This window comes from Pseudomonas sp. CH235 (assembly GCF_004368175.1).
Taxonomy (GTDB): domain Bacteria; phylum Pseudomonadota; class Gammaproteobacteria; order Pseudomonadales; family Pseudomonadaceae; genus Aquipseudomonas; species Aquipseudomonas paraglycinae.
In genome coordinates this window covers 107,751-123,189 of sequence record NZ_RRZJ01000007.1, presented here as the reverse complement: position 1 = coordinate 123,189, position 15,439 = coordinate 107,751, and the positions used below count along the sequence as shown (strand labels likewise).

10 protein-coding genes, 1 tRNA gene and 1 pseudogene are annotated in these 15,439 nt (G+C 60.8%); 3 read left to right on the top strand and 9 right to left on the bottom strand.

Annotation, left to right across the window (positions count from 1 at the left end):
• Positions 1-207: 207 nt before the first annotated feature.
• Positions 208-975, bottom strand: coding sequence for a 23S rRNA (guanosine(2251)-2'-O)-methyltransferase RlmB (rlmB, locus tag EIY71_RS10295; protein ID WP_007950704.1), 768 nt, complete (start codon positions 973-975; stop codon positions 208-210).
• Positions 972-3,602, bottom strand: coding sequence for a ribonuclease R (gene rnr, locus EIY71_RS10290; RefSeq protein ID WP_102716970.1), 2,631 nt, complete (start codon positions 3,600-3,602; stop codon positions 972-974). Before rnr ends, rlmB begins: the two co-directional genes overlap by 4 nt.
• 224 nt (positions 3,603-3,826) lie before the next feature.
• On the opposite strand from rnr, the gene EIY71_RS10285 reads away from it, so the two are divergent.
• The 3 genes from EIY71_RS10285 (at position 3,827) to EIY71_RS10275 (ending at position 6,681) form a co-directional block, all read left to right on the top strand.
• A tRNA-Leu gene (locus EIY71_RS10285) sits at positions 3,827-3,913 on the top strand.
• A 192-nt stretch (positions 3,914-4,105) separates the two neighbouring features.
• The gene (locus tag EIY71_RS10280) at positions 4,106-5,116 is read left to right on the top strand and encodes an extracellular solute-binding protein (protein WP_085746511.1); all 1,011 of its coding nucleotides are present in this window, start codon (positions 4,106-4,108) and stop codon (positions 5,114-5,116) included.
• A complete protein-coding gene (locus EIY71_RS10275; RefSeq protein WP_134021619.1) occupies positions 5,116-6,681 on the top strand; it encodes an iron ABC transporter permease in 1,566 nt (521 codons plus the stop codon). Before EIY71_RS10280 ends, EIY71_RS10275 begins: the two co-directional genes overlap by 1 nt.
• Positions 6,682-6,722: 41 nt before the next feature.
• Here the strand turns inward: EIY71_RS10275 and EIY71_RS10270 are convergent.
• From EIY71_RS10270 to hfq, 7 genes and pseudogenes are all read right to left on the bottom strand, one after another.
• Positions 6,723-8,655, bottom strand: a pseudogene (locus tag EIY71_RS10270) (methyl-accepting chemotaxis protein).
• Between the two features lie 140 nt (positions 8,656-8,795).
• A complete protein-coding gene (locus EIY71_RS10265) occupies positions 8,796-10,085 on the bottom strand; it encodes an adenylosuccinate synthase (RefSeq protein WP_085711159.1) in 1,290 nt (429 codons plus the stop codon).
• A gap of 54 nt (positions 10,086-10,139) precedes the next feature.
• Positions 10,140-11,327 (bottom strand): ATP phosphoribosyltransferase regulatory subunit, encoded by a 1,188-nt coding sequence (locus EIY71_RS10260; RefSeq protein ID WP_085746509.1) that lies wholly within the window; start codon positions 11,325-11,327, stop codon positions 10,140-10,142.
• A 313-nt stretch (positions 11,328-11,640) separates the two neighbouring features.
• Positions 11,641-12,510, bottom strand: a complete 870-nt coding sequence (gene hflC, locus EIY71_RS10255; RefSeq protein WP_007950723.1) for a protease modulator HflC — start codon at positions 12,508-12,510, stop codon at positions 11,641-11,643.
• Entirely contained in the window at positions 12,510-13,679 is a 1,170-nt protein-coding gene (gene hflK / locus EIY71_RS10250) for an FtsH protease activity modulator HflK (protein ID WP_039766653.1), read from the bottom strand. The genes hflC and hflK overlap by 1 nt, the downstream gene beginning before the upstream one ends.
• Positions 13,680-13,775: 96 nt before the next feature.
• Positions 13,776-15,077: a ribosome rescue GTPase HflX gene (hflX, locus tag EIY71_RS10245; RefSeq protein WP_007950725.1), complete on the bottom strand. Its 1,302-nt coding sequence runs from the start codon at positions 15,075-15,077 to the stop codon at positions 13,776-13,778.
• Between the two features lie 12 nt (positions 15,078-15,089).
• Positions 15,090-15,350, bottom strand: a complete 261-nt coding sequence (gene hfq, locus EIY71_RS10240; RefSeq protein WP_007902656.1) for an RNA chaperone Hfq — start codon at positions 15,348-15,350, stop codon at positions 15,090-15,092.
• Positions 15,351-15,439: the final 89 nt, after the last annotated feature.

The window sequence follows — 15,439 nt, the reverse complement described above, 5'->3', positions numbered from 1 at the left end:
GCCACAGCAAGGGGCGCAATTGTAGAGAAGGGACTGAAGAGGTGCAAGGCAATTGGTGATTATTTGAACAGTCACCAATCCGGGTCACCCCACAAAGCACTGTGGGAGCGAGCCAGCTCGCGATGGCGGCTTAACATCCAACAATGATGCTGAATGTAACTCCGCTTCGCGAGCAGGCTCGCTCCCACATTTTGAAAGGCGTGATGCTTAAGCTTTTTTGGCAGCTGCCTTGGCCTTCGCACCGCGTTGGCGCTGGGCTTCGAACAGGCACACGCCGGTCGCAACCGAGACGTTGAGACTGCTGACGCTACCAGCCATCGGCAGGTGTACCAGGTAATCGCAATGCTCGCGGGTCAGGCGACGCATGCCTTTGCCTTCTGCGCCCATGATCAGGATGGTCGGGCCGGTCAGGTCCTGGTCATAGATGCTGACCTCGGCCTCACCCGCCGTGCCGACAATCCACAACCCACGCTGCTGAAGCTTTTCCAGGGTGCGCGCAAGGTTGGTGACGGCCACCAGCGGAATCACTTCCGCCGCGCCGCAAGCCACTTTACGCACCACAGGGGTCAGGGTGGCCGACTTGTCTTTTGGCACGATGACCGCCAGCGCACCGGCAGCATCCGCCGAACGCAGGCAGGCGCCAAGGTTGTGCGGGTCGGTCACGCCGTCGAGCACCAGCAACAGCGGTGCGCCTTCGGTGCGATCGAGCAGCTCGTCGAGCATCGCTTCGCCCCAGACCTGGCTCGGACTGACGTCCGCCACCACGCCCTGGTGCACGCCTTCGACCCAGGCATCCATTTCACGGCGCTCGGCCTGACCGATCTGAACCCGGTTTTCGTTGGCCAGCTCGATCAGCGTCTGCACGCGCGGATCGTTGCGGCTTTCAGCCAGCCAGATCTGCTTGACGCGTTTAGGGTGGTGACGCAGCAACGCTTCTACCGCGTGAACGCCGTAGATTTTTTCCAACTGACTCATGACTTCGCCTTCGGTTTACGCGCCCCGCCACTTTTGGCTGGAGCGGAACCCGCTTTCGGCGGGCCTTTACGGTGTTTGCTCGGTTTGGCTGGCTTGCCGCCGGAGGCCTTTTCAGGCGCCGACCGTCCGGTCTTTCCCCCGGACGCCGCTTTACCACCGTTTTTGGCGTCGGCCAGCAAGGCCTTCTTCATTTCACGGCTTTTGCGCAGCTCGGCGTTTTTCGCCACGGCGTCGCTCGGGCGATAAGCCTCGGCAACCTTTTCCTTGGCCGGACGACGGCTGGTGGATTTTGCCGGAGCTTTTTCTTCCACAACCTTGGCTGCAGGAGCAGTCGTTTCGGCGCCACGCTTCTTGCGGCCGATCGGCGCGCTGATGGTTTTTTCAGCCATCTCGAAGTCGATCTTGCGCTCGTCGAGATCGACGCGCATCACGCGCACTTCAACGGTATCGCCAAGACGGAAGCTGCGACCGGTGCGCTCGCCCGCCAGGCGGTGATGCACAGGGTCGAAGTGGTAGTAGTCGCCCGGCAGCGCCGTAACGTGCACCAGACCTTCGACGTAGATATCGGTCAGCTCGACGAACAGGCCGAAACCGGTCACGGCGGTGATCACGCCCGGGAACGATTCGCCCACGCGGTCTTTCATGAACTCGCACTTGAGCCAGTTCACTACGTCGCGGGTCGCTTCATCGGCACGGCGCTCGCTCATCGAGCACTGCTCGCCGAGTTGCTCCAGCGCTGCTTCGTCGTACGGATAGATGCGCGCCTTCGGAATGGTCATCGCCCCGGCACGACGAACGTGCGGAGTATCCTGTTTCGAATGGATCACGCTGCGGATCGCCCGGTGCGTGAGCAGGTCCGGGTAACGACGGATCGGCGAGGTGAAGTGGGTATAGGCTTCGTAATTCAGGCCGAAGTGGCCTTCGTTCTGGGCGCTGTACACCGCCTGGCTCAGGGAACGCAGCATCACGGTCTGGATCAGGTGGAAATCCGGACGGTCCTTGATGCTGGCCAACAGGGCCTGATAGTCCTTCGGCGATGGACCATCCTTGCCTTTGTGCAGGGACAGACCGAGCTCACCGAGGAACGCGCGCAGTTTTTCCAGACGCTCCGGTGGCGGGCCATCGTGGACGCGGTACAACGCAGGGATTTCGTGCTTTTTCAGGAACTCGGCAGTGGCCACGTTGGCCGCCAGCATGCATTCCTCGATCAGCTTGTGTGCATCGTTACGGGTGGTCGGACGGATTTCGGCAATCTTGCGCTCGGAACCGAAGATGATCCGGGTTTCCTGAGTTTCGAAATCGATCGCGCCACGCACGTGACGGGCAGCCAGCAATACCTTGTACAGCGCGTAGAGCTGCTTCAGATGCGGCAAGACGTCGGTGTATTCACCGCGCAACTTGCGACCTTCGGTGGCTTTCGGCGTTTCCAGCATCGCGCTGACCTTGTTGTAGGTCAGACGAGCGTGGGAATGGATCACCGCTTCATAGAAGCAGTAGTCGGTCATTTCGCCGGACTTGGAGATGGTCATCTCGCAAACCATGGCCAGACGATCGACGTGCGGGTTCAGCGAGCACAGGCCGTTGGAGAGCTGCTCCGGCAGCATCGGCACCACGCGCTCGGGGAAGTACACCGAGTTGCCGCGCACCTGGGCTTCATTGTCCAGAGCCGAACCGATCTTCACATAGCTGGAAACGTCGGCAATCGCCACGTACAACTTCCAGCCGCCGGAGAACAGGCGCAGCTTGCCTGGTTTGGCTTCGCAGTAAACCGCGTCGTCGAAGTCGCGGGCATCTTCGCCGTCGATGGTGACGAACGGCAGATGGCGCAGGTCGACGCGCTTCTCTTTGTCTTTCTCTTCGACTTCCGGCTTGAGCTTGCCGGCTTCCTTCAGCACGGCTTCAGGCCAGACGTGGGGAATGTCGTAGGTGCGCAGGGCGACATCGATTTCCATGCCCGGCGCCATGTAGTTGCCGACGACTTCGATCACATCGCCTTGCGGCTGGAAGCGCGGGGTCGGCCAGTGGGTGATTTTCACCTCGACGAACTGACCGATCTGGGCGTTGGCGTTACGGCCCGGCGTCACCAGCACTTCCTGCTGGATCTTCGGGTTGTCCGCGACGACAAAGCCGATACCGCCTTCTTCGAAATAGCGGCCGACGATGCTTTCGTGGGCACGGGACACCACTTCGACGATCACGCCTTCGCGACGACCGCGACGGTCCAGGCCGGACACACGGGCCAGGGCACGGTCGCCATCGAACACCAGACGCATTTGCGCCGGGCTCATGAACAGGTCGTCGGAACCGTCATCCGGCACCAGGAAGCCAAAGCCGTCACGGTGACCGCTGATGCGACCGAGGATCAGGTCGAGCTTGTCCACCGGCGCATACGTGCCACGGCGGGTGTAGATCAGTTGAGCGTCGCGCTCCATGGCGCGCAGGCGGCGGCGCAGGGCTTCGATCTGGTCTTCTGTGGTCAGACCAAACTCTTCGACCAGTTGCTCGCGGGCAGCAGGCGAACCCCGATCAGCAAGGTGCTGAAGGATCAGTTCGCGGCTGGGAATAGGGTTTTCATATTTTTCCGCTTCACGAGCGGCCTCGGGATCGAGGGACTGCCAATCGGCCATTAGAGAGTTTTCACCTTGTCTATATGCGGGTTAGTTTGGCATAGGCGCCATCAAACGGGAAATTTCCGACTATATAAGACGCGTCTGGAGCCTTGTATCGACGCTTGGAGGGCGTTTTGAACACCGCTGGTAAAAAAAATCATTTTTTTTGCTGGCAGGGGTTTACAGATCAAAAGGCGCTCCGTATAGTGCGCCACATCAACAGCGGCAACGCTGAAGATGAAGCCCAGATGGTGAAATTGGTAGACACGCCAGCTTCAGGTGCTGGTGACCTTACGGTCGTGGAAGTTCGAGTCTTCTTCTGGGCACCAATTCAAATTCAAGGTCACGATCTTGAATCTCACAAAAACCCGCGAAAGCGGGTTTTTGCGTTTTCGGGGGCTGGAAAAGTCTGAGCCCCAACGCCTACCAGACCAACTCCCTCCCCGCAAGGCGCACTTGAGAAACAATATCGTTTATCATTGTTGCAAGTTTTTGCAATGCGACAGTGAGGAACCCTGCGAATGATGTTTCGAAATACCCTGCGCCGCGGCTTGACCTTCACCCTGCTCGGCCTGGCACTCGCCACTCCCCTCACCCAGGCTGCCGACGCGGTTTCCCTGACTCTCTACAACGGTCAACACAAGGAAGTCGGCGACGCGATCGCCAAAGCCTTCGAAGCCAAGACCGGCATTCACGTCAATGTCCGCAAGGGCAGCAGCAATCAGCTGGCCAGCCAGATCATCGAAGAAGGCGACCGCTCCCCCGCCGACGTCATCTACACCGAAGAATCCCCGCCGCTGAACAACCTCGGCGAGCAAGGCCTGCTGGCCAAGGCCGACGACGCGACCCTCGCCGTTCTGCCGAAAGAATACGTCGCCGGTAACGGCACCTGGATCGGCGTCACCGCCAGGGTTCGTGTAGTGGCCTTCAACCCGAAACTGGTCGATGAAAAGGACCTGCCGAAATCGGTACTGGATTTCGCCGACCCGCAGTGGCAAGGCAAGGTCGGTTTCGTACCGACCAGCGGCGCGTTCCAGGAACAGGCTGTCGCCATCATCAAGAAACACGGCCGCGAAGCCGCCGAAGAATGGCTGACCGGTCTGCGCGCCTTCGGCAAGACCTACAGCAACAACATGGTCGCCCTCAAGGCTGTGGAAAACGGCGAAGTCGCCACCGTGCTGGTGAACAACTATTACTGGTTCGCCCTGCAACGGGAAAAAGGCCAGCTTGATTCGAAACTGCATTACTTCACCGGCGGTGACGTTGGCGGCCTGATCACCGTGTCCAGCGCAGCCGTGCTGAAATCCAGCAAACATCCAAAAGAAGCCCAGCAATTCCTCGCCTACATGGCCAGCGAAGAAGGCCAGCGCGTGATCACCCAGACCACCGCCGAATACCCGCTGCATAAAGGCATGGAATCGGATCGCGGCCTCAAGCCTTTCAGTGAACTGGAAGCGCCGGACGTCACGCCGGCCGATCTCGGTAATGCCGAAGAAGCTTTGGAGCTGGAACGCGAAGTTGGCCTGAACTGATGACCGCATCGTTATCCGCCCCCGCTACACGCGGGGGTTACGTGCCACGGCGCAAGCGGCCGTCGATCTGGCTGGTGCTGCCGGTGTTGTTGCTGGTGGTCATGAGCCTGTTGCCGCTGGCCTACGTCGGGCTCAAAGCCTGGCAAGCAGGCTGGTCCGAGGCGCTGCACTTGCTGTGGCGCCCGTATGTGTTCAGCCTGCTGCGCAACACGCTGGCGCTGATGGTTGGCGTAACCGTGACCTGTGGCGTGATCGGCCTGTCACTGGCGTGGTTGCTGGAGCGCAGCAATCTGCCGGGCCGACGGCTGTGGGGCGTGATTCTTTGCCTGCCGTTCGCGGTGCCGGCATTTGTCAGCAGCTTCACCTGGGTTTCGCTCAGCGCGCAGTTCGAAGGACTCGGCGGGGCGATTCTTGTGATGAGCCTGTCGAAGTACCCGCTGATCTTTCTGCCGGTGGCCGCCACGCTGCGCAATCTTGATCCCTCCCTTGAAGAGTCGGCTCGCACACTGGGACAGAATCGCTGGGGCGTGTTTTTCCGCGTCACCCTGCCGCTGCTCTGGCCTTCGCTGCTGGCGGGATCGCTGCTGATTGCATTGCACATGCTGGTGGAATTCGGCGCACTGTCGATCATTGGCCTGCAAACCTTCACCACCGCGATCTACCAGCAGTTCGAACTGGAATTCAGCAATGCCAATGCGGCGATGCTGTCAGCGGTATTGCTGGCGCTGTGCTTGATGCTGTTGTGGCTGGAGCTGCGCGTTCGCGGCAAGGGCCGTCACGTGCGCACCGGCCAAGGTGCGGCGCGTCGGGCTGAACAAGTGCGACTCGGGCCTTGGTCGATCGCCGGCCAGCTGTACTGCCTGATGCTGGCAATTGTCGGCAGCGGGGTTCCGCTGGGCATGCTGGCTTACTGGCTCGCAGTGGGATCGTCAGCGGCATTCCCGATTGCGGCGATCACCGAAGCGTTGCTGTCTTCATTGGCGCTATCGCTGGGTGGCGCGGGATTGTGTCTGGTGCTGGCAGTGCCGGTCGGACTGCTGGTGGTGCGCTACAAAGGCCAACTGGCGATCTGGGCCGAGCGCTTGCCCTATCTGCTGCACGCCCTGCCGGGATTGGTGATCGCCCTGACGCTGGTGTATTTCGCCCTGCATTACGTGCCGGCGCTGTACCAGACCTCCGCGCTGTTGCTGATCGCTTATGCGCTGCTGTTTCTGCCGCTCGCTCAGGCGCCGATCCGCACGGCGCTGAACAAGGCCGCACCGCAACTCGAAGAAGCCGCCCGCACGCTGGGTGCATCTTCGTTCACGGCGTTCTGCCGAGTGACCTTGCCGATCATCTTCCCGGCACTGGGTGCGGCGTTCGCTCTGGTGTTTCTGGATGCCATGAAAGAACTGACAGCGACACTGCTGTTGAGTCCGACGGGGCTCAACACATTAGCGACGGAAGTCTGGGCGTACACCGCGAATGTCGAGTTCGCAGCAGCGGCGCCTTATGCGGCGTTGTTGATTGTGGTGTCGGGATTGCCGGTGTACCTGCTGACGACCCGGATGTATTTGAGCCGATAAAAAAATCGCAGCCGAGGCTGCGATTTTTTTTGCCCGGACTATCAGGCCCGGAACTGCCCCAGACTCGCCTTGAGCTGCGCCGCCAGACCATCCAGCACCTTGCCGCTGGCCGTGGTCTCGACCACCGCCTGAGCGGCTTTCTCGGCCTGGGCATGAATCGTCTCGACCCGCCCACGCACGGCCTGCGCGCCTCGCGCCTGATGCGCCGCTGCCTGAGTCGCAAGGCCAATCGCCGCATGCACCTGCTCGACCGACGCCTGCACCGATTGCTGCAACCGTGCGCTGTCACGCAGCACCAGCAAACCTTCGCTGGCCTGACGCCCGGCCTGACCGATCGCCTCGACCGCCTCACGGGCACCCTGCTGCAGCGCCACGATATGCGCCTGAATGTCGCCCGTGGAGCTTTGGGTCTTGCTCGCCAACGCGCGGACTTCATCCGCCACCACTGCAAACCCGCGACCGGTCTCGCCGGCCCGGGCCGCTTCGATGGCCGCGTTGAGCGCCAGCAGGTTGGTCTGCTCGGCGATGCCGTGAATCACGGTCAGCACCACTTCGATCTGCTCGCTCTGCTGCGCCAGCCGCTCGATGACTTTCGCCCCGGTATCGACCTGCCCCGCCAGCGCCTCGATCAGGCTGCCGACCTTGGCCGAAGTGCGAGTGTTCTCGTCGGTGGCCTGGCGAATATCCACCACCTGCTTCAACGCAGCCTGCATCGCATGGCTTTCCGATTGAGCTTCATCGGCCATTTGCGACAGTGCCCGCAGACTTTCGGCCACTTCATCACGCTGCATCCCGGCCGCCGCATCGGCACCGGCATTGCGCAAGGTCATCGCACCGATTTCCACACCGGTACGCTGAGCCACATCCCCGGCCTCGCGCACGATCGGCTGCAACTTGTCCACAAAGCGGTTGACCGCCGACGCCATGTCGCCGATTTCGTCCTTGCTGTTGATCTGCACGCGTTTGGTCAGATCGCCCTCACCTGCTGCCAGATCATCCATGGCGGCGTTGAGCATCTTCAGGCGATTGACCACTCGATGACCGAGCACCACCGCCAGCAGCAACAGCACCCCGGCACCGACCAGCGCCAGGCCCATGCCGATACGCCAGCGCAGAGTTGCTGCTGCGTCCTGCACTGTACTGGTGGTGTTGGCCTTCATTTCAGCAGCCGTGGATTGCGCCGATTGCAGGCGCGCGCATGGCGGTGGCGCTGTCGGCAGCAGCGCCTTTGAGGCTGTCACCGACCAGTTGATCGCTGCTGGCAATCAACGCCGTGAAGCGCTGATCGAGCGCCGCCAGATCGGTTTCGACCGAAGCAGTCGAGACACCCATCAGCACCTTGCCGATTTCCACGCCATTGGGGTTGATCGAGGCTTCGAGGTAGTAGACCGACGGATCGTTCTTCGCCGCATCCAGCACTTTATCCAGCGCCCGCTCACCCTGGCCTTTTTCCAAAAGGGCCTTGTTGATCGGGTTTTCGCGGTTGAGGTAGCGGGTCAGATGCTGGCCGGTGGCGTCGTCATACACCACGAACAGCACGTTGGGATTGCGCTGGGCCCGGCGGGCGAACTCGGACAAGGTCGGCACGTCGCTGTCCCACATGGCGCGAGGCGCCACCGAGGCCAGCAACTGGGCCATGTCATTGGCCGAATCCTTCAGGTCTTTTTCCAGAGTCGCACGCAGTTGCGCCTGCTCTTCCTTCAGACGCGAGGAAAGACCGGCGGTAAGACGCTGACGGGTACTCGAGGAGAGGTTGTCGAGGCTCGACGTGACTTCGCGCCCGGCCTGCTCCAGCTCACCGGACAACTTCTGACTGTCGGCGCCCAGGCGAGTGCCGAGATCGGCTTCAAGCGCGGTGACGGTGCTCCGCGTCAGGGCGACGGCCACCAGCACTTGCACCAAAAGGGCGATACCAAGGGTAACGAACACAGGCCGCAACAGACGGCTTTGTAACAGTGAGAGAACGGCTGACACTTTGAATCCCTCTACTTCTGACGCCATTAATTTGATGGCACTCTTGTAGACAGAATCACAGCAAAGGTCATGCCGTCCAACAGGCATAAACGACAAAGGCCCCGATGAAGGGGCCTTTGTGTTTTTACATCAACGACTTATCAAGCGAACGGATGGCGCAGAACGATGGTTTCGTTGCGGTCCGGACCCGTCGAAATAATGTCGATCGGCGCGCCGATCAACTCTTCAACGCGTTTGATGTAGGCACGAGCGTTGGCCGGCAGCTCTTCCAGGGTTTTGGCACCCACGGTCGATTCGGTCCAGCCCGGCACTTCTTCGTACACAGGCTGCAGGCCTACGTAGCTGTCAGCGTCAGTTGGAGCAACGGCGTTGCCTTGTGCATCTTTGTAGCCGGTGCAGATGTTGATGGTTTCCAGGCCGTCGAGTACGTCCAGCTTGGTCAGGCAGATGCCGGAGATGCTGTTCACATCGATAGCGCGACGCAGGATAACGGCGTCGAACCAGCCGCAACGACGGGCACGGCCGGTGGTAGCGCCGAACTCGTGACCTTGCTTGGCCAGGTGCGCGCCGACTTCGTCGAACAGCTCGGTCGGGAATGGGCCCGAACCTACGCGAGTGGTGTAAGCCTTGGTGATGCCCAGGATGTAGTCCAGGAACATCGGGCCAACGCCCGAACCGGTCGCCACGCCACCTGCGGTGGTGTTGGAGCTGGTCACGTACGGATAGGTACCGTGGTCGATGTCGAGCAACGAACCCTGGGCGCCTTCGAACATGATGTCTTTGCCGGCGCGACGCAGGTCGTGCAGCTCGGCAGTCACGTCCAGCATCAGCGGCTTGAGCAGCTCGGCGTATTCCTTGCACTCGGCCAGCGTCTTTTCGAACTCGATGGCAGGCTCTTTGTAGTAACCGACCAGCATGAAGTTGTGGTAGTCCACCAGTTCACGCAGCTTGTCTTCAAAGCGCGGCATGTTGAGCAGATCGCCAACACGCAGGCCGCGACGTGCAACCTTGTCTTCGTAAGCCGGGCCGATGCCGCGACCGGTCGTACCGATCTTCAGCTCGCCGCGGGCCTTTTCACGGGCCTGGTCCAGTGCCACGTGGAAGGACAGGATCAACGGGCAGGAAGGGCTGATGCGCAGGCGCTCGCGCACCGGTACGCCTTTCTCTTCCAGCTTGGTGATCTCGCGCAGCAGGGCGTCGGGTGCAACCACCACGCCGTTGCCGATCAGGCACTGCACGCCTTCGCGCAGCACGCCCGACGGGATCAGGTGCAAGACGGTTTTTTCACCATCGATCACCAGAGTGTGACCGGCGTTGTGGCCACCCTGGTAGCGCACTACGGCGGCAGCATGTTCGGTCAGCAGATCAACGATCTTGCCTTTGCCCTCATCACCCCATTGGGTGCCCAGGACTACGACATTCTTACCCATAACACTTGTCCTCATTCGCGCAAACTTGGTGCCGGCTTCAGCCGGCAGGAAAACTCAAGAAGCCAGTGGCGATACTTGCCAAAGCCCGTTCTGCTGGATCAATTGCCGGTCGCAGTCCGCATCACGGGCGGCGGCCAAAGGTTGTCCAGGCAATGCCTGAACGACACGCTGACCCTCACTGCGCAACTGGCAAACCTGCTGCCAGAGTGCCGCATCCGTACTGTCAGGCATCCAGATACCGCCAGACGGTAGCTCGATCTCAGCACGCCCCAGGGTCACCAGGGTTTTCAAATCGGTGGAGAAGCCGGTGGCCGGACGGGCGCGACCGAAGTCGGCGCCGATGTCGTCGTAACGACCGCCCTGAGCGATGGACTGGCCAACGCCCGGCACGAACACCGCGAACACCACACCGGTGTGGTAGTGGTAACCGCGCAACTCGCCCAGATCGAAGTACAGCGGCAGCTCAGGGAAGCGCGCCGACAGACGCTCGGCGATCGCCAGCAAGTCTTCCAGTGCCGCCAGTACCGGCGCCGGCGCATTGGCCAGACGCTCGCGGGCAGCGCTCAGTACTTCACGGCCGCCGCACAGGTCGACCAGCGCGCGTAACATGCCGGACAGATCGGCCGGCAGGCCTTCGGTCAGGGTAATGACCTCGTCGATGGCCTTGCGTTGCAACGCGTCGAACAACTGCTGCTCGACCTCACCCGACAGACCGGCCGCCTGGGCCAGACCGCGGTAGATGCCGACATGCCCGAGGTCCATGTGCACGTCCGGCACGTCGGCCAGCTGCAGCATGGCCAGCATCAGGCTGATGACTTCGACATCGCTGCTCGGGCTGGCATCGCCGTACAACTCGGCACCCAGCTGGATCGGGCTGCGCGAGGACGACAAGGCACGCGGCTGGGCATGCAGCACGCTGCCGGCGTAGCACAGACGGCTCGGGCCTTCGCGACGCAGGGTGTGCGCATCGATGCGCGCCACTTGCGGCGTGATGTCGGCACGGAATCCCATCTGCCGGCCCGATTGCGGGTCGATGACCTTGAAGGTACGCAGATCCAGGTCCTGGCCCGCGCCGGTCAGCAGGGATTCCAGGTACTCGATATGGGGAGTCACGACAAACTCGTAACCCCAGCTCTGGAACAGATCCAACACCTGACGACGCGCGACTTCAATGCGCGCCGCTTCCGGTGGCAGTACTTCTTCGATGCCATCTGGCAGCAGCCAGCGGTCTACCGTTGCCATTACGCCATTCCCCTTAGATCCGGGCGGCCAGCCCGAGGGCGAGCCTTGAGTGAAGCAGAAAATGACCGGCCCGTTCAAAACGCACGCGCATGAACGACGCGGCGAAAGGCCTGTTACCGGCTTCGCCCATCACTTTCCTCGAAAAACTGTCGGGCCATTCAACCCGATCTTCTGCAACAAAAACAGCAATCAAACGTGCAGACGCAAAAAAGCCGGGAATTTCCCGGCTGCCGCATCATACACACGTTTTCCCAAAGGATCACCCCGCCCGAGGTTTTAGCCGCCGGGCGGAATGATTCAGGTCAACGTCGTATCAAGGCTTGGACTTTTCCAGGTAACGGAAGAAGTCGCTGCTTGGGTCGAGGACCAGGACGTCGGATTTGTTCGCGAAGCTTTCACGGTAGGCACGCAGGCTACGGTAGAAACCGTAGAACTCCTGATCCTGGCCGTAGGCCTTGGAGTAGATCGCAGCGGCCTGGGCGTCACCGTCACCGCGAATCTCTTCGGATTCACGATAGGCTTCAGCCAGCAGCACGCGGCGTTGACGATCGGCGTCGGCACGGATGCCTTCGGCCAGCTCGTTACCCTTGGCGCGGTGCTCGCGAGCTTCACGCTCACGCTCGGTGCTCATACGTTCGAACACGCTGCGGTTCACTTCTTTCGGCAGATCGATGGCCTTGACCCGGACATCGACCACTTCGATACCCAGCTCTTTCTCCGCCATCTTGTTCAGCGACGCGGTGATATCGGCCATCAGCGCATCGCGCTCACCGGATACCACTTCGTGCAGGGTGCGTTTACCAAACTGGTCACGCAGGCCCGATTCCAGGCGACGGGACAGACGCTCGTCGGCGATCTGCTTGAGGCCGGACGTTGCGGTGTAGAAGCGCTCGGCATCTTTCACGCGCCACTTGGCGTAGGCATCGACCATCACGGCTTTCTTTTCCAGCGTCAGGAAGCGTTGTGTCGGTGCATCCAGCGTCATCAGACGCGCGTCGAATTTACGCACCTGGTTAACGTAAGGAACCTTCACATGCAGACCCGGCTGAACGTCAGCCTGAACCACGCGACCGAATTGCAGCAACACCGCGCGCTCGGTCTGAGCAACGATGTAGAAGCAGTTCCAGCCAACCAGTACCACGACAACGCCAACGATCAGGGCGATCAGCGATTTATTGCTCATCAGCGGGTCTCCCTTGTGCGCGACTGCGGCACGTCAGTGACATGCGGCGTGACGTCCGTGTTGTTGCTGGCGGCAGCCGAACCGGTGACCGGTGCATTGCTGCCCGAACTGTTCTGAATCATCTTGTCCAGCGGCAGGTAAAGCAGGTTGCTCTGGCCGTTCTTGTTGCCGGTCACGAGAACCTTGCTGGTGCTGCTGAAGACTTCCTGCATGGTGTCCAGATATAGACGCTGACGAGTGACCTCGGGCGCCTTGCGATACTCGGCAACCAGCTTGGTGAAGCGATCCGCCTCACCCTTGGCGCGCGAGACCGTTTCGTCACGGTAACCGTTGGCATCTTCGAGGATGCGCTGGGCCTGACCACGGGCTTCCGGCACCACGCCGTTGGCGTAGGTTTCAGCCTGGTTGCGCGAACGCTGCTCGTCTTCACGGGCGCGGATCACGTCATCGAAGGCTTCCTGCACTTCACGCGGTGCCGCTGCGCTCTGTACGTTGACCTGGGTGACGGTGATACCGGTGCGATAGGTATCGAGGAAGCGTTGCAGACGCTCCTTGATCTCGCTGGCCATCAGCTCACGACCTTCGGTCAGCACCTGGTCCATCGCGGTGGAACCCACCACGTGGCGCAGCGCACTGTCGGTCGCATGTTGCAGGCTGATTTCCGGCTGGTCGACGTTCAGCACGAAGTCCTGCAGGTTGCTGATCTTGTACTGCACGGTCAGCGGCACTTCGACGATGTTCTCGTCTTCGGTCAGCATCTGGCCCTGCTTGGTGTAGGCACGCTCACGCGTGACGTTCTCCATGTACTTCTTGTCGATCGGCGGGAAGTAGATGTTCAGGCCGGGACCGACAGTCTCGTAGTACTTGCCGAAGCGCAGCACCACGGCTTGCTCCTGCTCGTCCACGACATATACCGCGCTATACAGCCAGACGGCCGCCAGCACGACAAGGCCGATGCCGAGCAGGCCGCCGAAGCCGCCGCTCTTGCCCGAGCCACCACCGTCATCACCGCGTTTTTTTCCACCACCGAACAACCCGTTCAGGCTTTCCTGCAGCTTTCGGAAGGCCTCGTCGAGATCCGGCGGCCCCTTGCGGTCGCCGTTGTTGCGACGCTTGCCACCCCAAGGATCCTGATTGTTCGAGTTGCCACCCGGCTCATTCCAAGCCATAGCGCTCTCCATCTGATAAAGCAAAGACGCACCCACGGCGCGCCGACCAATGCTACAGAATGCCTGCCGTTGCGGCACAACCGCTTTGCCAGGCTTTTATTGCAAAGTGTGTTGCTCGATGAACTCCGTCGGCACAACGCCTTCACGACTCACCAGTCGATTGAGCTCCGAGCGTGGCAATCGAACGGCCAGCAAGCTGACCCCTTCTTCGTCGTGTTCTTCTTTCTGTACCGCGCCCAGTTCGAAGAACTGCGCACGCAGACGCGCGAACCGCTGAGGCAGGCGCAGGGTTCCCACGAACAGGTCGCTGCCCAACAACTCGGCAATCGCCTGCTCGAGCAATTCCAGACCGGTGCCATCACGCGCCGACAGCCAAACCCGCTGGGGCTTGCCGTTTTCATCGCGCTGGATTTGTGGCTCAACGCCTTCAAGCAAATCGAGTTTGTTATAGACCTCGAGGATCGGCAAGTCCTGGGCACCGATCTCGCCCAGCACCACCATCACCTGCTCGATCTGCAACATGCGATCCGGTTCGGCCGCATCGATCACGTGCAACAGCAGGTCGGAGTTGCTCGACTCTTCGAGCGTAGACCGAAATGCCTCGACCAGTTTGTGCGGCAAGTGGCGGATGAACCCCACCGTGTCGGCCAGGACAATCGGCCCCAGGTCGTCCAGATCCAGACGGCGCAGGGTCGGGTCGAGCGTGGCGAACAGCTGGTCAGCCGCGTACACGTCGGACTTGGTCACGTTATTGAACAGCGTGGACTTGCCGGCGTTGGTGTATCCCACCAGAGACACGGTAGGGATATCCGCACGCGAGCGGCCACGACGAGACTGTTCGCGCTGGCTGCGCACTTTTTCCAGACGGCCCTTGATCTGGCGCAGGCGAACCCGCAGCAGTCGCCGGTCGGTTTCGAGCTGGGTTTCACCCGGGCCGCGCATGCCGATACCACCACCTTGACGCTCAAGGTGAGTCCAGCCGCGAACCAGCCGGGTGCTCATGTGGTCAAGCTGGGCCAGTTCTACCTGGAGCTTGCCCTCATGGGTACGGGCGCGTTGGGCGAAAATATCGAGAATCAGACCGGTACGGTCGATCACGCGACACTCGAAAACACGTTCGAGGTTACGTTCCTGACTGGGCGTGAGGACGTGATTGAAGATCACCAGATCGGCTTCTTCGGCGTGGACCAGGTCGCGCAGTTCCTCGACCTTGCCGCTGCCAATAAGGTATTTGGCGGTTGGCCGATGACGCGGCACGTTAAAAAACGCAACGGTCTCGGCGCCAGCCGAATTTGCCAGTTCCTGAAACTCCTGCGGATCTTCGCGCGCCTCAGGGTCCTGTCCATCCAAGTGAACGAGGATGACTCGTTCACCACCACCGTGGCGCTCAAAGAACAAAGGAGACTCCTATCAGGCGTTACCTGGCTCAGCGTCACCTGCTTCGGATTCGGTTGCGCTTGGCAGACGAATTGGACGAACCGGCACGACTGTAGAGATAGCGTGTTTGTAAACCATCTGGCTGACGGTGTTCTTCAGCAGGATAACGAACTGGTCGAACGACTCGATCGTGCCTTGCAGTTTGATCCCGTTCACCAGGTAGATGGAAACCCCCACTTTCTCTTTACGTAAAGTATTCAAGTAAGGGTCTTGTAGCGAATGCCCTTTTGACATGTGCCGCACTCCTTTAAGGATTCAATATAAAAAATAGGTAAACAGATGGCTTTTGCCGCCACACCCCCAAGGATAGACGGCAATTGCAA